The following is a 20,676-nucleotide window of genomic DNA, read 5'->3' on the forward strand; positions in this document are numbered from 1 at the left end:
TTAAGTCTGCTTCCTCCAGAAAAATGCAAATGAAATAAAACCTAGTTTGCACCGAAAAAGCAAGAAATCCCTCACTTTAAACAAAGGAGGGCATGCATGAGAGCTTGCGGAGCCCCCATGCATAAAATACATGCTTATTTTTTTCCTTTTACATAGTCTGCATCAAACAGGAACAGACGCATCAATAAAATTAATGATGGAACCAGCAGGAATAAGCCAGCAATAAATACGATGATTAGCGCAATTCCAGTTGATTCATGTGTAGCATTTTCATAAACCGTAATGTACGGATCCAATATATATGGAAAATGGCTTACTCCATATCCAAAGAAGGCAAAGAAAAATTGCAACATGACACTAATAAATGCCAATCCATATCGTTTTCCTTCATAGATTAACCACATTGCAATCAAAAAGAAACCAACCGATAAGCCAAACATCCACCAGTAGTCAAACATATTTTGATAATGTCGTTCATTATGCTGCCCTAGTGCAATAAACGTTGTCAATGCAGCAATAATCGTCGGCGTCGCCCAAAATAGCGCATATTTACGAACAAGCTTTAATGCTTCCAAGTCATTTGCTCTTGCAGCATAAAAAGTTAAAAATGATGCACTAATAAACAATACCGATACGATCGCTAGGAACACAACACTCCATGAATAAGGACTCGTAAACAATGCGAAATAGTCCAAGGAGACCTTCCCATTTTCCTCAAAAATAAAGCCTCCTTCTGATAACGTCAAAGCAATCGATAAAGATGCTGGAATTAATAACCCTGTTGCCCCGTAAAGAAACATGTACAGATTACTTTTTTTCGATCCATAGTTTTCAAACGCATAAAACGAACCACGAATCGCCAGCAATATTATCGCAATACTCCCTGGAACGAGCAGCGCAGTACCATAGTAATAAGCTGAATCTGGGAAGAAGCCAACAATGCCAACGAAAAAGAAAACGAAGAAGACGTTGGTTACTTCCCATACTGGAGACAAGTATCTGGAAATTAGCTGGTTAATAATATGATCTTTTTTTGCCACCTTTGCATAATACGCATAAAAGCCTGCACCAAAGTCAACAGAAGCAACGATTAAATACCCATATAAAAAGAGCCATAATACTGTGATCCCAATTATTTCATAACTCATGATTGATCACCCTTTTCGATGGTCGGATATTTTTTCTCCAGCTCTTCCTCTACTGGATTATTTTTAAACACTTTGCGAAGCACCACAGCCCCGAAAACCCCAAGTCCAATATAAAGGAGTAAAAACAACACAAACATCCAACCTACATATGGTGACGTCGTTGCTGCATCTTCCACTGTCATATATCCACGCAAGATCCAAGGCTGTCTTCCTTCTTCCGCGTAAATCCAACCAAATTCAATCGCCAGCATAGCTAAAGGCCCACTTAAAACAAGCATCCAAAGCATCCATTTGTTATTTTCATTCCACCGTTTTAGTTTCGATAAGAGAAGATACAGGAATGAAATACCTAGCAGGAAAAAGCCAATAACGACCATTAAATCAAACATATAGTGAATCCATAGTGGAGGACGTTCCTCTTCCGGAAACTCCTCTAAACCAATAACTTCTCCATTAAAATCATTAAAAGCTAAAAAGCTAAGTAGACCTGGGAAACGGATAACACCTTCTGGCTCATTGTCCTCGTTTAACCAGCCAAATAATATTAAATCAGCATTTTTTTCTGTTTCAAAATGCCATTCAGCTGCTGCCAATTTTTCCGGTTGATATTCTGCGAGAAATTTAGCTGACAAGTCACCAGCTATTGCTGTAAAAATCGCAAAAATAAATGTTAACGTAACGGTTAGCTTTAATGCCTTCTTATGATATGTTTTTGTTTTTTTCCGTAATAATCCAAACGCGGCAATGGCTGCTAAAATGGCTGCTACTGTTAAATAAGCAGAAGCTAACACGTGAAAAACTTTTGTCGGTGTCGCTGGGTTAAACATCGTTTCCAATGGATTTATTGCCTCAAACCCATCGCTCCCCATTTTGAAGCCTTCCGGTGTATTCATAAACGCATTAACAGTTGTGATAAAGAAAGCAGAAAGTGCACCGCCAATAATGATCGGTAATGATAACCACCAGTGCATCATTTGGTTTTTGAATCGATCCCAAGTATACATATATATTCCTAAGAAAATAGCTTCAAAGAAGAAAGCAAATACTTCCATAAATAACGGCAAGCTAATTACATGCCCTCCGGCCTGCATAAATTCGGGCCATAACAAAGATAACTGCAATCCAATCGCAGTTCCTGTTACTACCCCAATCGCTACCGGAATAACAAATCCCCGAGCCCATCTTCTTGCAAGCATTATATAATGCGGATCTTTTTTCTTTATCCCGATAAATTCTGCGATGGAAATCATTAATGGGACCCCGACACCTAAAGTTGCAAAAATAATGTGAAATACTAAAGTGATTGTTGTTAGCAATCGACTCATTAACACTGGATCCAAATCCATCATAATCGGCAATCCTCCTAATTATCGGCTTCAGCCGTATTGTTCAGTAATGATCAATTATAGATTTACTTATTTATTTTTCCAACTTAACATTATTTTAAAGAAAAGTTAATAATTAGTGATTTACTCACATAATAATTAGTATAAACTATTTTCATATAAAAAAGGGAATAAAGCCATGACAAAAGTATGACAAACTTCAAACAAATATTTGTCTGCAACCATCTCCATAGTAATAACGCTTATGATATATCCTAATTTTAATGCAACCCTAAAGTTAAATTAGTCGATTTTTATAATCGAATCATCAAAATAAAAATATCGCTCTATCATTATTACATTCCCTATTATTGATAATTTACACACAAAATTGAGAATTTCTTTGGCTTTTGGCTTAAAATAAATCGTAAGCCTTATTCACATGTTCACTTATGAGCAAAATGATTTGCACTAATTGGCATAAACCCTAAGAAGCTCTTTTGTTAACACCTGACTCTTACAAGTTATGTAAAACGATTATCTATATCTCCTTCAAGCTTTTCTAAAGTCGCCTAGTTGCTGGGCGCTTGCGCAGGACGTGGCTATTCAGTTATTTCGTTATCTCCAAGCACCTCATTTTATACTTTCTTATTCTGTAAAAAAACACACAAACAGAAGTCTTAAAAACATCAGCTGTCTGTGTGCCTATCTTATACATTATTCAACGAACACGACTCTCGTATTACTAACCATATCATGAATACCCTGTTTTTCATTGGAAAAAGCAACAACGATATACAAAAGCACCAAAATATCAAACGCACGATGGAAAAATCGTCCAATTACTTCTCGGAAAATTAAATCACTCCATCTTAAGGGCTCTCCATCCGCTCGCACAACTTTAATGCCTAAAATCATTTTCCCTAAAGTTTGGCTAAACTTTTTTGTCATCAATAAGAAATACAGGTAAAAAACAATCGATGCAATAATCCCCGTTAACGTCCAATAGCCAACATCCACCACTTCTCCATCGTTGATGAATTTAAACGGGGTTAAAAGAATGCCGTTAATGCTAAATACAACAATTAAATCAATCAGATACGCCCAAAATCGCATCCAGAATCCAGCATATTTTCTCGTATCTGTCACCAGTTCAGGCGCTTCTGTAGCAGTAAGCTCACTCATTTTATCCCCCCTTAATTGGAATATAAATACATTGCACGTGGCGCGTTCGATTCACGAACCATGTCCATAATACCGAGAAACTCTGCTTCATTTGTAAACATAGATTGCACTGACATGCCAAAAAATTCATCAAGACTAGCAGAATAATTGTATTTCACAACTTCCACATCGCTAAAATCGTAATCCTCTGTCATATAAGCAATCGTATCATCTAACGAACCTAACTCGTCTACTAAACCATTTTCCTTTGCTTGGCTACCAGTATAGACACGGCCATCTCCTAATTCCCTTACTTTGGATTCAGACATTTCCCGTCCTTCAACAATAACATCTACAAAATCTGCGTACATATCGTCAACCATCGTTTGTAGAATTTCTCTCTCTTCTCCTGTCATTTCCCGAGAAAATGACATAATATCTTTATATTTTCCGCTTTTAATCGTATTAAAATCAATCCCCCATTTGTCTGCTAGTTCAGACAGATCATAGCCTTCCATAATTACACCAATTGAACCGGTTAAAGTTGCAGGATGAGCGACTACTTTATTAGCTGGGGCTGATATGTAATATCCTCCAGAGGCTGCCGTATTACCCATTGAAACATAAATTGGCTTTTCATATTCTTCTTGAATTTCTACAATTTTATCATGGATTTCAGCACTTTCCACGACCCCGCCACCTGGAGTGTTTACGTGAAGAATAATACCATCGACGGATGTATCCTCTCCCGCTTCATTTAGCATTTCCAAAAAGCGTTTATGGTTGTACGAGGTTGTATTCACTAATGGAGTTGGTGCAGTATCTTGAATAATCCCGTTAAGTTCTAAAACTGCAATTTTTTCACCTACTCCTTCTTCGATCACTTCTTCTTCAAATTTATTATCCTGAAAAGCAAACATTTCTGCAAAATTAGTAGTTGCTAAACTGCTAACAAATCGAAATCCGATCGAAGCAACTAATAAAACCACAGCTACAAGAATGGCAAACCAGCGTTTTGAATTCACACGATCTCCTCCATATTCTCCCAAATTTTATGAGTAATTCCATCATACACTATTGTTTTTACATGATTCAATAAAATGAATTTTTTAATCAGTGGGGGGTTCTTTCATTTCCCACTGATTGTTAGTACCGTAATGGTATGACCTAGAGGCTTCTAAACGAATCGGGCATTTAGGTGCTGTTATCTCCCACTTAGACTTTGTTGTAGTATGGATTTGCCAATTCTTGTTGAGGCGGGAGTCTTACAGCACCTTATACTTATATCGGATAAAAGTAACGATGAATAACAAAATGATTTAAGTTCTATAACTAATGCGATTCGTCTTCTCCAAGTAGGCATATTCCAGAGTCCTTACGTCATACCTCCTTGAATAATCAATATATAGTCCATTCTATTTTTCCCCTAAACAAATATTACAAACATGGCTCCTTCATTTATTAATTATAACCAACATGAAAATAGCATATGCTAGCCTAGCCTTTTCGAGAGCCAATAATACATATTAGGTTATTTAAACTACCGTTTCCATTAGTATCTATTGCTTTTCATCTCAGAGTTTCTATTATATCCTATATAGAAAGAAGAAATACAAACCATTTATACGTTTGGAGCGATTGCTATGACGATGAAAAAAACTTTAACACTTGCAGGGTCTGATTCTAGCGGTGGCGCTGGTATTCAGGCTGATTTAAAAACATTTCAAGAGCATGATGTATATGGCATGACGGCTCTCACTTCTATTGTTACGATGAACCCAGATGGATGGAGTCACCATGTCTCTCCGATCGATGTATCGATCGTTGAAAAGCAATTGGATACCATTTTATCTGTAGGTGTCGATGCGATGAAAACCGGAATGCTAGGTTCTGTTGATATTATAGAATTGGGTGCTAAAAAAATCGAAGCCTACCATTTATCAAACTACGTTCTCGACCCGGTCATGGTCTGTAAAGGTGACGACGAAGTTCTACAGCCAGAAAACACAGATGCCATGCGTGAATTATTGCTTCCACACGCCGTCATTACCACTCCAAACCTGTTTGAAGCTGGTCAGCTAGCACAAACCGGCCCAATTAGAACGTTAGACGACATGAAACAAGCAGCTGTAAAAATTCATGAATTAGGCGCTAAACATGTTGTAATTAAAGGCGGAAAAGCCTTTTATCACGAGAAAGCCATCGATCTTTTTTATGACGGTCAAGAATTTACAGTATTAGAAGAAGATAAAATAAATACAAGCTATAACCACGGTGCCGGCTGTACTTTCGCTGCTGCTATTACAGCTAATTTAGCAAAGGGGCGTTCCGTCAAAGATTCCGTGACAGCTGCAAAAAATTTCGTAACAGCAGCAATCAAGCATGGCTGGAAATTGAATGAATATGTAGGTCCTGTAAGACATGGAGCTTATAATAAGTATACCAACTAATAAAGTAAAATCTTCAATCAGTGGGGTTGTCATCTACCCCCACGGCTTGATCTAAAGGGCTCGAATAGAGAAGGGCATTTAGGTGCTGTTATCTCCCACTTAGACCTTTGGCTATACAAATTGAAGTGGGAGTCATACAGACCTTATATACGAGATAAAAAGCACAGAGTTTGTTGCATAATTAGCATGACGAATAATGTATACTGTCAGTTTTACATACATGGGAAAGCATGTTGGATTTATAATAAATCCTTGCCAAAAAACAAGCCAAGGAATTAGTGTTGCGCCCTAAAGATTCGTTTTTCCCCCTCCCTCTACCTTGACGCTCCTCTTTCCTTGGCTATTTACCAGCAAACAGATTTATTCAATTCCGATACGTATTTTCTCTTCGTTCAGTTGAACGGTTTTCATGACTGGTTTTTCACCAAATGTGATGCCGTTTAGTAACAAATTGGTTTCCAACAATTCCTGATATAACGTAATTACAGTCTTCACCTTGTCACTCCCATCAAACGTAATGGACACACGTTGGTCAACAGGTAAATGTAACTCTTTTCGATAAAGCTGCACAGCACGTATGAGCTCCCGAGCTATGCCTTCTTGCTTCAGTTCTTCCGTTAACACTGTATCTAACAGTACCGTATAGGACTCGTTTCCAGCTATTTCCAACCCTTTCTTTGTCACTTGCTTCACTATGAGATCTTCTTCATCGAGCTGTACCGTTTCTCCTGACGGTAAAGTTAATCTGCGATCCCCTTTTACCATGCCAGCAATAGCTTGATCCGACAACTGTTGTAGTTGTTTTTGCACAAGTCCTGTCCGCTTTCCTAATTTTGGGCCAGCTGTAGAAAAGTTCAATTTGACTTCATAACGCACTTCATCTTCTATATCATCGCATAGATAGACGTGTTTGACATTGATTTCATCTTTGATAATGGCAGCATATTTTCTTAAATACAGAACAGCTTCCTTATTTCCTATAACAGTTAATGATGATAGTGGTTGCTTGGTCTTGATTTTGGATAAGTTGCGGGCATGCCGTGCAAGTTCTACAACTTGAAGAACCCCTTCCATCTCCTGCTCAAGCTGTTCATCTATAACCGTTTCATTAGAGTTAGGAAAATCAGCTAAATGAACACTGTTCCCAGTAAGCTTTACATGAATATCCTCTGTAATGAATGGAATAAATGGCGCAAGTAGCTTACTAGTTGTTAGTAATACTTCTCTTAGTGTATGGTAAGCAGCCAATTTTTCATCTTCCATTCCTTCACTCCAAAACCGGTCACGAGAACGGCGGATATACCAGTTACTTACTTGATCTACAAGCTCGGCTAAGACTTTAGCAGCCGAAGTAAAATCATAGTCATCTAAATAGCAATTGACCTGATTCACTACCGTCTGTTGCCGAGACAAAATCCATTTATCCAACAATGTTTGCTTTCCTTTACCATGCTGTTGTGAATTAAATTGATCAATCTTAGCATACATGGCATAAAAAGCGTACACATTTTGCCATCTGTCAACCAGTTTTGATTTTGCTTGGGCAACTAGTTTTGCAGAGAAATGCTTATTATTCCATGGTGCACTATCGGCCAATAAAGCCCATCGGAGCGCGTCTGCGCTATACGTTTCCACTAGCTGCATTGGATCAATAACATTCCCTTTGCTTTTGGACATTTTTTTACCGTCTTCATCTAAAATATGTCCTAAAGAAAGAACTCTTTTATAAGAAGGTTTTCCCACAAACAAGGAAGCAACCGTTAATAGACTGTAAAACCAGCCTCTTGTTTGATCTACACCTTCAGCAATTACATCAGCTGGAAATTGCTTTTCAAACAGCTCCTTATTCTCAAAGGGATAGTGATATTGTGCAAACGGCATGGAGCCACTATCAAACCAGACATCAATAACCTCTTTTGTTCGATGCATATCACCTTGGCAGTTCGGACAGTTGAGAACAATTTTATCTACATAAGGTTTGTGCAGCTCAAGCTGTTTAGGAAAATCACCTTTGGCATATGCTTTTAGCTGTTTAATGCTATTTGGAACTACTTGATGACCACAGTCTTTACAAATCCATACATTTAACGGAGTGCCCCAATAACGATTTCTGCCTAAATTCCAATCGACCATATTTTCAAGAAACTTTCCGAAGCGACCATGCTTCATATGTTCTGGATGCCATTCAATCATTTCATTATTTTTTAAGATCGTATCTTTGATAGCTGTTGTTCGAATAAACCAGCCTTCCATTGCATAATAAAGCAGTGGAGAATCACAACGCCAGCAATGCGGATAGCTATGCTCATATTTTTCCTTCGCAAACAGTAGGTCTTTTTCAACCAACATTTTAATAATTGCAACATCACTCTGCTTTGCTAATTGTCCTCTAAGAGAAGGCATGTCTTCCGTATATCTTCCAGCCTGATCAACAACATGAATAAAATCGAGTTCATTCTGCTTCACCGCATGATAGTCATCCTCCCCATAAGCTGGGGCTACATGTACTATCCCTGTACCACTATCATCGGTGACAAATGATGCAGCGATAACTTGATATCCTCGCTTTACGTTAAACATGGGAAAAGGAGGTTGATAGGAAAGACCAACAAACTCCTTTCCTTTGTGTTGGCTTAGCACTTTATAATCCTCTTTAAAGATCGCCTTTAAACGGTTCGCTGCTACGATATAAACACTTTGATTCCACTTGACTTTGACATAGTCTATTTCAGGGTGTACTGCAAGCGCAATATTTCCCGGCAAAGTCCAAGGAGTTGTTGTCCAGCCTAAAAAGAATTCATTTTCTGTTCCTGCGATATGAAATTTTACAGTAACTGATAGATCTTTTACATTTTTATACCCTTGTGCAACTTCATGGGAGCTTAATGATGTTTGGCAGCTAGGGCAATAAGGAGTTACACGATGTCCTCGATACAATAGACCTTTCTCATGAATAGTGGATAAAATATACCAGACACTTTCTATATAATTATTTTCAAGCGTTACATAAGGATCATCCATATCCACCCAATAGCCGATTGCTTCTGTAAATCTTCGCCACTGTTTTTCATAATCAAATACGCTATCTTTACAAGCCTTGATAAATTTTTCTACGCCATACTTTTCTATCTCCTGTTTTCCGGATATTCCGAGTTTTTTCTCCACACCTAATTCTACAGGTAAGCCATGTGTATCCCAACCCGCTTTTCTTAAAACTTGAAAGCCTTGCATTGTCTTGTACCTTGCTACAAAGTCTTTAATCACTCTGCCAAGCACATGCCCTGCATGCGGTAACCCATTTGCAGTAGGAGGCCCTTCATAAAAAACAAACGTGTCCTTCCCTTCTCTTTGGTCAATAGATTTCGGAAATATATCCTGTTTTTTCCACCACTCTTTTACTCGTTTTTCCCGTTCATGCACGGTTTCTTTCAAATTATTATCTTCCACCACTGCTCACTCCTTAAAATATTTTTAAAGCTAAGACAGCAAAAAAGCAATCGACTGGCAAAAGCTAAGGCAATGCCTATCCTTCCTTTTCATTTTTTACATACAAAAAAGCTCGCCCCTATGCATCTCTAGGGACGAGCTTATAACCCGCGTTACCACCCTGGTTCCAGAGTTTATAAACATCATATTCTCCAGCACTCATCAACGTACAATCATACGCGCCTCTGTGATAACGGTGAGGATTCCGGAAAAGCCTACTTATAGCCTCAACTTTTCTTCTCGGAGAGGATATTCAGCATATATGGAACATTGGCTTGCAGCAGAATGCCAACTCTCTGTAGAACCATCACTATGCTTACTTGTTCTCGTCAATGACTGTAGCCGTTTGTTTACTTACTGTAACCCTATAACAAACCACATCTGTTGTCAAGAATCGTTGTTCATAGAACAGCTTGTGACATAGAAACTAAACAGCAGAAGTTAAAGGAAACAAAAAAATACTTCATAAAGTGAATCTTCAATCCGTAGGGGTTTTCATGCATCCCCAACTGATTGTTAGTACTGTAATGGTATAACCTAAAGGCTTCTTATGAAATGGATTTAGGTGCTGTTATCTCCCATTTAGACTTATTGTTAGTACAGATTATCCAACTTCAAGTAGAAGTCTTACAGCACCTTATATGCTGGATAAATGAATTTTTGACGTAAGTTTTAAAGTTTCCGTAGCGTACCACAATCATAGATACAGATTAGGGTCCTTTACTAACGTAGTATGTTCTACAGGTTTAATTGCTTTAAAAATTTTTAAATAGCAAGTGAAAATGCTTGATTTTTTGGAAAATATATTATAAGTTTCTTATAAGCAACTTTATTTGTTATAGTGAAAGTTTATTCCTTATATTAAATATTTTAGTTTAAGGAATAAACGAAAGCTGGTAGTACAGGTAATTCATGTTGCTCTTCCGGGGTGGTAGCCGGAAGAGCCCCCTTTAACAAAACGCGAAAGAGGATATAATAGGAGGTTAAGAATTGTTTAGACTGATGCGGCAATCGTTGCAATGGAGTAGTAAAATTAGCGTGCTCACATTTGGAATGGCATTTGTATTTGCATTGATATCTACATTATTCCAAGAAGGATCGGGTTTATTATTAAGCTTATTTATCGTATTAGTGTTTATAATGATAGGGATTATTGGAGATACAGTTGGTCTTGCTGCTGCTACCTCAAAAGAGAAGCATTTTCATGCCATGGCCGCTAAAAAAGTAAAGGGAGCTAAAGAAGCAGCTTTCATCGCCAAAAAAGCACCTGTGTTTTCCAGTTTATTCAATGATGTAGTTGGTGATATCGCAGGGATTGTTAGTGGTGCAGCCTCTACAGCTGTCGTATTCCAACTAGCAAAACTAATTCAAACTTCAGAAGGATCCATCGTCTTTATATTTGTTTCTGTTCTATTAACAAGTGTTATCGCTGCATTTACAGTAGGAGGAAAGGCAATTTGTAAAACCATCGCTATTTATCATTCGACGACAATCATTTTGTTTACAGGTAAAGTCATTTATTTTACAAAAGCGATGGTACATATCTTTTCATTCCATAACTTACGTGTTTCAAGAAATAGGCGATAAGTAATAGAAGGAATTTTCCACTATTTTAAAACGGAGCTAATAAAAAACTTGACTACTCATTCATACGGATAAGTAGCCAAGTTAACAGCGCCCCATCTTTTTTACGTATTTTCGTTTGCATCTGTTATAAACATGCTCTAAATCTCGGTCATTTGATACGTGTTTTTAGGCGTTTCCTTTATAAAGGCGGTTGGCTCACCTGTAACCATTATCGATAATTCATGCATTGCTCGCGTACAAGCTGTATAAAATAAGATTTGATCTTCCTTTGTATAATGCTTGTTTGTTGCATCTGGAATAACTACCGCATCAAATTCAATGCCTTTTGCTAAATACACCGGAATGATTAAAATCCCTTTTGTAAACGTGTATGTCTCTTCATCAACTAATATACAATCTATCTTTCCTTTTAATGTCTTATATAATTGTTTACTTTCCTGTATCGATTTCGTAACGAGCGCTATCGTTTCATATCCTTTTTGAAACAGTTCTTGTACCTCATTAATTAGCACTTCTACAAGCTGATTTTCTTCTTTTACATCAACAAGCTTTGGTTTGTTTCCTTCTCGTTCAAACGGCTCAATAACATCTTTACCAGGGGCGAAATGCCTTGTAAATTGGACAAGCTGTTTCGTAGGACGATAGCTTTTCGTTAATGTAATTCGCTCCACATCATTTTTTTCATCTAAAAGTAATGGATTTTGTTTAGATATGGGATTATAAATAGCTTGATTCACATCCCCTAATAGCGTCATTCTCGTATGTGGAAACAACTCCTTAATATAGGCAAATTGAAAAGCGGAAAAATCCTGTGCCTCATCTATTACTAAATAGCGCACGGAACGATCCGCCATATCTCCAAGCAGTTTGCCTTTAAAGTACGCATATGGCGCTGCGTCTTCCCACCCCAAGATATTGGACTGAATATTTTTTATCGTTTGTGCAGCAATATCATTCCATTCCGTTGGCAGATCCTTTTGTTGTTCCTGATGCTTAAACAATTGTGCAAATGTTTTTGGAACATCGACAAACGCATACTGTTTTATTCGCTTCTTGATACGAGCAAACATTTTACTCACAACGGCTTTTCTTAAAATCATCTCTTCGTCCACTACGCTTCCAGCAGCTTGCTTTTGTGCCTTATAATACGCCTTCGCATAGGCTTCTTTATCCAACAATTCTATTTTTTCTTCTACCCAATCCTTCGAAACTTCCCGCTTTTGAATCAAAGCTAGTTCCTTCAACAGCCAGTTTGCGACTAGTTCCATCCGATTGAATAAAGAAACGGAAGAATCCAACGAGTAAAAATAATTAGCGATTGCCTCGTTCGAAATAATAACTTGGTTGCGAAACACAACAGGTTTAAAACAAACCCCGGAAATATATAAACAAGCAACATAATTATCGATCACTTCCTTAAATGCGAGCGAAGATTTATAGGCAATCCCTTGCATACGAATTTGACCATCTGTTGTTCCTTTATTTGTCAGCATATACTCCATTTGTGTAAAAGGGGATTCAATTGAAAATTCTTCTCCTGTTTTTTCTTCCACAAAGTAGTAAAAAGTAGTTTGTCTTACATTCTCCTCACCAAGTTCAGGTAACACATTACGGATATAGCTTGAAAATAAAGGATTTGGCGAAAATAGCATGACATTTTCCGGATTTAATTGCTTCCGATAACGATACATCAAATAAGCGATCCTTTGTAATGCGGCAGAAGTTTTCCCACTACCCGCTACCCCTTGCACTACTAATAATTTGCTCTTTTCGTTACGAATGATTTTATTCTGCTCTTTTTGAATCGTTGCGACAATACTTTTCATCGTCGTACTTGCATTATTACCTAGAGCTTCTTGTAGCAATTGATCACCAATTGTAAGTCCTGTATCAAACATTGCTTTTATTACTCCATTACGAATAATAAATTGTCGCTTCAACGATATTTCTCCAGAGACGTCTCCATCTAACGTTTGATAGCTCGCACTGCCTAATGCATAGTCATAGTAAAGACTTGATATTGGGGCTCTCCAATCATAGATAAGAAAATTATCTTCGGCGCTATCCATTAACGAAGCAATGCCAATATAAATAGACTCTTTTTCTTCACCATCTTCTGTAAAATCAATTCGACCAAAATAAGGATTGTCTTTAAGTCTATTTAATGTCCTTAATTCTTTCGCTAAACTGCCATGAATGGTTTCTTTTTGCGTCAATAACTCTGCTTGCTGTTTAATGCTTGCTTCTGTTTCAATCACATCGTCAGGCTCATCCAAATTTACAGTCACGTCATCCCAAAACGTTTTTCGCAATTCAATGACGTCTTGTTTCAAGTGCGATGTTTTAGCCGCTATTTTTAACTCTTTTTGCTTTATTTCCTCGTGAATATGGTCTACACGTCGTTGTTCATAAGGAAAATCCTGGTGCATTTGAGTCATTCTATCAACTCCTTATCATTTTTATTGACTTTCGGTTCTAGATACGCTATAATAAAATTAGATACTTATATAAAAAAATATAAAACCTCACCTCAACCTATATAGCATAGCATTTTTATCGCCTTGCTTCAATAGGTTTATTTTGCATTTCACACTTTATCTTACAATATGCGTCTCCCCAATAAACATTTCCGCTAATATCTATATTTTCCGATTCTGTAAAGAACATGCTCCACAATTTTCTAAGCCACTTTCTATGTATTAAAATTCATTGTAAAGGTGTATTTTTTATATACCCTGTGAGTGCATTATATTTTTGAATAAATGGACACATCTAATAAAATCGCGCATTGCAACATCTCGCTTTGCTTTTATATTAAACTACACACTTTATGTACCTACGTATTTTATTTGATACATACTCTTTTAAATTAGATGGTAGCCTGGCTTACAACAACCATCAAGATTTGACGGAAAGTGAATTTGAACTTTTAAAAAGTAACGCTGCTCTCTAAATTATAAGCAAGTACCAAAACAATGGTCTCTTCCCCCCGCTTATACATAGAACAAAGGCGCAGGGCGCCCGTTTAGCAACGTAGCGAATGGAACGAATCAACTGAGATAAAGGAATCACGGTGAGGTAACGAACCGATGATGACTTATCGTAGGGCGATTTCGTGAAGTCGCCTAGTTGCTGGGCGCTAAAGCCGGACGTGGCTATTCAGTTATTTCCTTATCCCAAAGCAACAAATTTTATACTTTCTTATCTTTTTAGAAAAACTTGGCTAGTCGCCAAGTCTTCTGGCGGAAGCCTTTGTTTTTCTTATACTATAAACCAAAAAAATCTTATACTTTACTATAGTGGAACAAAGGCGCAGGGCGCCCGTTTAGCAACGTAGCGAATGGAACGAATCAACTAAAGATTTAGGAATCATGCCACTAAAAACAGGGGTATGCCGACGCCTGAGCGGCAAGCCCGTTTTTAGTCGACCTTCCTCTTAGAGACGAACCGATGATAACTTATCATAGGGCGCATTTCTAAAGTCACATCGTTGCTGGGCTCATGCGCCGGACGGCTATTCGGTTAGTTCTTTATCCCCAAGCACCTCATTTTATGCTTTCTTATCATACAAAAAAGGCTGATTATCCATCATTAGGAATAATCAACCTTCGTTTATTTACAATCCTCAATCATTTTAGGCTTTTAACAGCTTGGCATTAATGGCTACAATGACTGTACTTAAACTCATGAGCACAGCACCAACAGCTGGACTTAGCACAATTCCTATCGGAGCAAGCACCCCTGCTGCTAACGGAATTGCAAATATATTATATCCCGCTGCCCACCATAGGTTTTGAACCATTTTTCGGTATGTTTTTTTAGATAGCTCCATAAGAGCGACAACATCTTTTGGATTACTTTTCACTAGTACAACATCGGCTGTTTCCATTGCTACATCCGTACCTGCTCCGATAGCAATTCCTAGATCCGCTGTAGCTAATGCCGGTGCGTCATTTACACCGTCCCCAGTCATCGCTACCTTCCAGCCTTTGCGTTGAATTTCTTTTACTTGGCTCGCTTTATCATTAGGAAGCACCTCAGCATATACTTCATCCACCCCAAGCTGTTCAGCTACCCAATTGGCTACTTTTTGATTATCACCTGTAAGCATAATAGAATGGATATCCTGCTCTTTAAGTAATGCGATCGCCTCTTTTGCTGTTTCACGAATTATATCTGCTAAAGCGATCATCCCAATCAGCTGATCATTAATAAGGACGAACACAACGGTCTTCCCTTGCTCAGACATTTGGTTGAATAACTTCTTATCATAGTCAAGCTGCTGATCATTAACATACTTCGGACTAACAACATTCACTACTTTTCCATTTACCTTACCTTGAATCCCTTTTCCGGTAATGGATTCGAAATCTGTAACTTTAGCAATGTTAATTCCTTTGTCCTTAGCTGATTCCACAATTCCTGTAGCTATCGGATGTTCAGAATTTTGTTCCACACTAGCTGCATATAAAAGGACATCGCCTTCATTTTTCCCTTCCATTGGTACAATATCTGTTACGCCAAATTCACCTTTTGTCAATGTTCCTGTTTTATCAAAGACAACTGCATTTAAGTTTCTAGCACCTTCAAAATTAGCACGGTTACGAATAAGTAACCCTTTTTTAGCAGAAATGGATGTAGAGACTGCAACAACCAAAGGAGCCGCTAACCCTAGCGCATGCGGACAAGTAATAACCATAACCGTAACCATACGTTCCATAGCTACATCAAACGGATGCCCTAGCAATAGCCAAATAAAGAGTGTTGCAAAACCTGAAACTAACGCGATATAAAACAACAATTTTGCCGCTCGATTCGTTAAGTCTTGCGTTTTGGATTTCGATTCTTGCGCTTCTTTTACCATCGTAACAACTTGCGATAAAAACGATTCTTCCCCTGTTTTTTCTACTTGAATCGTAAGCGAGCCCTCTTTATTTATCGATCCACCAATGACTTCGTCGTTTTTCTCTTTTTCTATTGGCACAGATTCGCCAGTAAGCAATGATTCGTCTACAGCTGATTTTCCGTCAATAATTATTCCATCAACTGGGATTTTTTCCCCTGGCTTTACAAGGACATAATCCTTGCTTTTTAACTCGGATAAAGGTACATCTTTGACATTTCCTTGCTCATCTAATTTATGCGCCTCATTCGGCATTAATTTTACCAGTTGCTCTAATGCATTGGATGCTCCCATAACAGAACGCATCTCCACCCAATGCCCAAGTAGCATAATATCAATCAGTGTTGCTAATTCCCAAAAGAAATCCTTTCCTGCCCAGCCAAATACCGTAAGGGAGCTGTATCCATATGCAACAACAATAGCCAGACCAATTAATGTCATCATTCCTGGATTTTTGCCTTTTAATTCATCAATGGCTCCTGTGATGAATGGCCAGCCGCCGTAGAAGAAGACAAATGTTGATAAAGCAAATAAGATATATTGGTCGTACGGGAATCTCCAATCAACACCTATGAACCCTTGAATCATTGGAGATAAGGCTAGAATTGGAATGGTAATAATCAGTGAAATAAAAAACCGCTTTTTAAAATCATTTACCATGTCTCCGTGATCATGACCGCCGTGATGGTGTCCATGTGAATGTCCATGATGTTGGTCATTATCATGCCCTTCATGAGATTGACGATCGTGTTCATGATGAGAGTGGTTATTGTGATGACTGTGATCATGATGATTGTGATGATCGTTTTGTTTCATCTGTATACCTCCTACTCTTTTTATTATTAATGTGTATATTTCGGTGATTTATATATCACTATACTATACCCCCCTATGGTAATTGTCAAACAATATATATTGATTTTTTTATATCTTTATATCTTTACAAACACAGTTTATTATTCAATAACCTACTTTAGAGTCCGCTTAAACATTTAAAATCTATGTTTAAAGTACTCGATCACGGGAAACATAACTACAAATAATTTTTAGGAGGAAGATAAATATGGCACATGAACAACACAAAGAATTAATTCAAGCACTGCATGAATGTATGACGGCTTGTAATCATTGCTATGATGCCTGCTTACAAGAAGAGGATTTAAACATGATGGCAAATTGCATTCGTTTAGATCGTGAATGCGCAGATATTTGTAGCTATGTCGAACAAGCACTTACTCGAGGGACGCCATTTGTTTCCGAGCTAACTGCGTTATGTGCGGAAGCTTGCCGCGCCGCTTAATCACTCGCCCTTTTTCACTAAGGGAATTTAAAAGCATCCTCTTAGACAATAAGCGAAATGGCTTATTGTTCAATAAGCCTGTAACGAATTTTGAGCTTCATTCTTCTGGACTTTTTTTGTCGTCCAGAAGAACGAGCAGGCTTTATTTTACATCTCCCACTTGTAGCCAACACCCCAAACAGTAATTAAGTAATCATCTATTGGAAATCCTGCCTGCCTTATTTTCTCACGTATATTGCGAATATGAGAATCCACCGTTCTTCCTTCTGTTTCTGAGTGAAATCCCCAAATCAAGTCTATTAACTGTTCTCTGGTAAATACGATTCCATGATTCTTCATTAGCTTTCCAATCATTAGAAATTCTTTTGGTGTAAGTCTAATAAGCTGGTTATTATATGTCAGTTCAAATCTTTCCTCATCCCAACGTAAACCGCTCGCTTCTATATGCTTTTTTGGTTCCGTTCGCCGTAATAATGCTTCCATTCTAGCTAACAATTCCTGTTCATCAAAAGGCTTCGTTAGATAATCATCTGCTCCTAAGCGTAACCCTTTCACAATATCATCTTGTTGATCTCTGGCAGTAATCATCATAATTGGGATATCAGAAAATTCCCGAATGCGTTTGCAGAGCTCCCATCCATCGATATCAGGCATCATGATATCTAGTAAAACGATATCCATCGATTGCTTCTGTAAATAATAGAGCGCTTCCTTTCCATTTTTTATTTTTGTACAAGTGTAATTGTAAGGCTGCAAGTATAACGCTAATAAATCTAACATTCGCTTTTCATCATCTACTAATAAAACGTTTTTCAAGCGGTTCCCCTCCCCGGTATACGAATAAATACACTGGTTCCTTGCCCATATCGGCTATTCAGTTTTATTGTACCTCCATGGGACTCCACAATTTCTTTAGCAATTGGTAATCCCAAGCCGCTACCACCACTTTTTCGAGAGCGTGATTTCTCCACGCGATATAAACGTTCAAATACAAAGGGCAAATCTTTTTCGGGAATACCTTCTCCCTGATCGTGTATAACGATATCTACTTCGTCGCCGTACGTTTCCACTTCGATTGTAATTGAACTATGGTGCGGTGAGTGCTTTACAGCGTTATCCAAAATATTTAATACAACTTGCTGAAATCGGTTAGGATCTACTAACACGAGCCTATCTTTAGGACATTGAATAGATACTGTAAGCTTATTTTTTTGCAGCGTCGGTTGCATCAAATCGACAATAGAATTTATTAATTCATATACATGAACAGCTTGCTTCTTAACAACAAAGGAGTGCCTGTCCATTTTTGCTAATTCAAACAAATTTTTTATCAAGTCGGATAGTTCATCCGCCTCTTCTCTAATAATTCCAATATATGTTTTTAGCTCTTCTTCAGGTAATGGTTGGCGATGAATAATATCCGCATAGCCTTTAATATAAGTGAGTGGTGTACGTAATTCATGAGATATACTAGCCAAAAATTCTTTTCTCTCATTTTTCAGCCGATCTAAGTCATCGGCTAAAGACTGAATGGATTTGGACAACTCTCCTAATTCATCACGCCTCTCCACAGATAACTCTACATCATTATTTCCTTCACTTAATTGCTCTGTTGCTTGTTTCATTTTCATTAACGGTACCGTAATGAACCGCGATAAAATAAGTATGGTAATAATAGTTACAGCTACAGCAATAACTCCGATTAATTTGAACTGCTCACTTAATTGGTCTAATATACTCCTTATTTGTTCTGTCGGGGCAAACATAAATACATGCCCACGGTGTTCTCCTTGAATACTAATTGGGCTATCTGTCGCAAGATACCGTTTTTCTTGCCACTTATCTTCCACTACAATTCCATCAGAAGGTATCGCATCATAATTCGTTTGATTAATAATCTCCGTCATTTCTGGTTGCAAAGGATCAGAACGAACAAGCACATCGCCATCCGCATCTGTAATAATAACTACAAAATCAGACTCAGATTCCATTAAACCGACATGTTCCATCGTTGTATCAGTAAAATTATCCTCCAGAACATCACTATGCGTATTCCCTCTCGCTAACAAATTATGAATTACTTCTTCAATTCGTCCATTGGCTAAGTGAATGTAGAGAATATAATAAAGAATACCGCCGATAAGTAAAATAAATCCAAAGAACAGCACCCCAATTTTTAGCGATAGTCGATTAAACACGGAGTTCTCACCCTCTTTCTACCAAAATCGTAACATGGAGGTAGAAGAAAGAGTAGGTATAGGACATTTTTATATAGAAAAAGGATTAAAAAACACCTATAAATCCGTTAGCACGAATCTTTTAGTAATGTAAACAATATCGCAAATAATTGAAGGGTGTTTTAATGGAGGTGTAAGATTCTAAGCAGAATAAACTGTTTCAGTAACAAAACACTTCTTAAAACCAATCGTTCTTTTCATAATATTATTTCTAAAATATGTGCAAGCTATCTATAAATGGAGGATGATTCTATCCTATAAGGAAAATATTAAGTTTCTGTGCAGAGCAAGCATATTTTTTAGCATCAGGGAAAAATATGTCATAAAAACTGCATATAATCTGCAAATATGCAGGGTATTTTACTATAACTAAAGGCAATTTTTCATAGGAGGTAATTTCAAATGAATTTTAAAAAATGGATGCTAGGTTTCATGGTAATTATTTTCGCCACAGTTCTTGCCGCTTGCGGAACCGACCAGGATACCAAACAAGATAATGGAGACCCAGAAGCAAATCAACAACAAGAAGAAAAACAACAACAAGAAAATCAAGGCAATGAATCTAATGGTACAGATGATAAGAAAATGGATCATTCCGGCTCTGGAGAAGTTCCTGAAGGATTAAAAGAAGCAGAAAATCCAACATTTCCAATTGGCAGCAAAGCGATTATTGAAGCTAGCCATATGGAAGGGATGAAAGGTGCTGAAGCAACGATTGTCGGCGCTTATGATACAACCGTATATACCGTCACATACACTCCTACAGACGGTGGTGAAAAAGTGGAGGATCATAAATGGGTCATTCACGAAGAATTAAAGAATGTTGGTGAAGAACCATTGGAACCTGGGGAAGAGGCAACTATACAAGCTTCCCATATGAAAGGCATGGAAGGCGCAACAGCGACGATTGATTCAGCCGAACAAACTACTGTATATATGGTTGATTATACATCAACCACATCGGGTGAAGAAGTTAAAAATCATAAATGGGTTACAGAAGATGAACTATCACCGGTAGAAGAATAACTAAATGCGTGGTTAAAAGAAGAAGGATTCAGTGACAATTTGTCCACTGA

Annotated in this window: 12 protein-coding genes, 1 pseudogene and 1 other annotated feature; of the genes and pseudogenes, 4 read left to right on the forward strand and 9 right to left on the reverse strand. The window is 37.7% G+C overall.

Going from position 1 to position 20,676, the window contains the following annotated elements; genetic code table 11:
• Window positions 1-134: 134 nt before the first annotated feature.
• From KBP50_RS16355 to sppA, 4 genes are all read right to left on the reverse strand, one after another.
• Window positions 135-1,148, reverse strand: coding sequence for a cytochrome d ubiquinol oxidase subunit II (locus KBP50_RS16355; protein WP_175609419.1), 1,014 nt, complete (start codon window positions 1,146-1,148; stop codon window positions 135-137).
• A complete protein-coding gene (locus KBP50_RS16360) occupies window positions 1,145-2,497 on the reverse strand; it encodes a cytochrome ubiquinol oxidase subunit I (protein WP_050351509.1) in 1,353 nt (450 codons plus the stop codon). The genes KBP50_RS16355 and KBP50_RS16360 overlap by 4 nt, the downstream gene beginning before the upstream one ends.
• Window positions 2,498-3,190: 693 nt before the next feature.
• A complete protein-coding gene (locus KBP50_RS16365; protein ID WP_050351510.1) occupies window positions 3,191-3,658 on the reverse strand; it encodes an RDD family protein in 468 nt (155 codons plus the stop codon).
• 11 nt (window positions 3,659-3,669) lie between these two features.
• The gene (sppA, locus tag KBP50_RS16370) at window positions 3,670-4,662 is read right to left on the reverse strand and encodes a signal peptide peptidase SppA (RefSeq protein ID WP_050351511.1); all 993 of its coding nucleotides are present in this window, start codon (window positions 4,660-4,662) and stop codon (window positions 3,670-3,672) included.
• A gap of 618 nt (window positions 4,663-5,280) precedes the next feature.
• Between sppA and pdxK the strand changes: the two genes are divergently transcribed.
• Entirely contained in the window at window positions 5,281-6,087 is an 807-nt protein-coding gene (pdxK, locus tag KBP50_RS16375) for a pyridoxine/pyridoxal/pyridoxamine kinase (protein WP_050351512.1), read from the forward strand.
• Between the two features lie 360 nt (window positions 6,088-6,447).
• On the opposite strand, the gene ileS is transcribed toward pdxK, so the two are convergent.
• Window positions 6,448-9,519 carry an isoleucine--tRNA ligase gene (ileS, locus tag KBP50_RS16380; RefSeq protein ID WP_438273197.1) on the reverse strand — a complete coding sequence of 1,024 codons (3,072 nt, stop codon included), beginning with the start codon at window positions 9,517-9,519 and terminating at the stop codon, window positions 6,448-6,450.
• A gap of 142 nt (window positions 9,520-9,661) precedes the next feature.
• Window positions 9,662-9,915: a binding site (T-box leader), on the reverse strand.
• Between the two features lie 648 nt (window positions 9,916-10,563).
• Between ileS and KBP50_RS16385 the strand changes: the two genes are divergently transcribed.
• On the forward strand, window positions 10,564-11,160 hold the full coding sequence (locus KBP50_RS16385; protein ID WP_128743383.1) for a hypothetical protein: 597 nt from the start codon (window positions 10,564-10,566) through the stop codon (window positions 11,158-11,160).
• A gap of 137 nt (window positions 11,161-11,297) precedes the next feature.
• On the opposite strand, the gene helD is transcribed toward KBP50_RS16385, so the two are convergent.
• Both helD and KBP50_RS16395 read right to left on the reverse strand, forming a co-directional pair.
• Window positions 11,298-13,598, reverse strand: a complete 2,301-nt coding sequence (gene helD / locus KBP50_RS16390) for an RNA polymerase recycling motor HelD (protein ID WP_050351514.1) — start codon at window positions 13,596-13,598, stop codon at window positions 11,298-11,300.
• 1,196 nt (window positions 13,599-14,794) lie between these two features.
• A complete protein-coding gene (locus tag KBP50_RS16395; RefSeq protein ID WP_050351515.1) occupies window positions 14,795-16,879 on the reverse strand; it encodes a copper-translocating P-type ATPase in 2,085 nt (694 codons plus the stop codon).
• Between the two features lie 247 nt (window positions 16,880-17,126).
• Here KBP50_RS16395 and KBP50_RS16400 point away from each other — a divergent pair.
• Window positions 17,127-17,357, forward strand: a pseudogene (locus tag KBP50_RS16400) (four-helix bundle copper-binding protein); the annotation flags it as partial.
• A 153-nt stretch (window positions 17,358-17,510) separates the two neighbouring features.
• On the opposite strand, the gene KBP50_RS16405 reads toward KBP50_RS16400, so the two are convergent.
• Entirely contained in the window at window positions 17,511-18,179 is a 669-nt protein-coding gene (locus KBP50_RS16405; RefSeq protein ID WP_072741756.1) for a response regulator transcription factor, read from the reverse strand.
• The gene (locus KBP50_RS16410) at window positions 18,176-19,561 is read right to left on the reverse strand and encodes a sensor histidine kinase (protein ID WP_050351516.1); all 1,386 of its coding nucleotides are present in this window, start codon (window positions 19,559-19,561) and stop codon (window positions 18,176-18,178) included. The genes KBP50_RS16405 and KBP50_RS16410 overlap by 4 nt, the downstream gene beginning before the upstream one ends.
• 441 nt (window positions 19,562-20,002) lie before the next feature.
• Here KBP50_RS16410 and KBP50_RS16415 point away from each other — a divergent pair, with 441 nt between their 5' ends.
• On the forward strand, window positions 20,003-20,626 hold the full coding sequence (locus KBP50_RS16415) for a YdhK family protein (protein WP_050351517.1): 624 nt from the start codon (window positions 20,003-20,005) through the stop codon (window positions 20,624-20,626).
• The last annotated feature ends 50 nt before the right edge of the window (window positions 20,627-20,676 follow it).

It is taken from the genome of Virgibacillus pantothenticus (assembly GCF_018075365.1).
Lineage (GTDB): Bacteria > Bacillota > Bacilli > Bacillales > Amphibacillaceae > Virgibacillus > Virgibacillus pantothenticus.

Coding starts and splice junctions, on each gene's coding strand:
- KBP50_RS16355 (WP_175609419.1), bottom strand. CDS start 1,148: ATGAGTTATGAAATAATTGGGATCACAGTATTATGGCTCTTTTTATAT.
- KBP50_RS16360 (WP_050351509.1), bottom strand. CDS start 2,497: ATGATGGATTTGGATCCAGTGTTAATGAGTCGATTGCTAACAACAATC.
- KBP50_RS16365 (WP_050351510.1), bottom strand. CDS start 3,658: ATGAGTGAGCTTACTGCTACAGAAGCGCCTGAACTGGTGACAGATACG.
- pdxK (WP_050351512.1), top strand. CDS start 5,281: ATGACGATGAAAAAAACTTTAACACTTGCAGGGTCTGATTCTAGCGGT.
- helD (WP_050351514.1), bottom strand. CDS start 13,598: ATGACTCAAATGCACCAGGATTTTCCTTATGAACAACGACGTGTAGAC.
- KBP50_RS16395 (WP_050351515.1), bottom strand. CDS start 16,879: ATGAAACAAAACGATCATCACAATCATCATGATCACAGTCATCACAAT.
- KBP50_RS16415 (WP_050351517.1), top strand. CDS start 20,003: ATGAATTTTAAAAAATGGATGCTAGGTTTCATGGTAATTATTTTCGCC.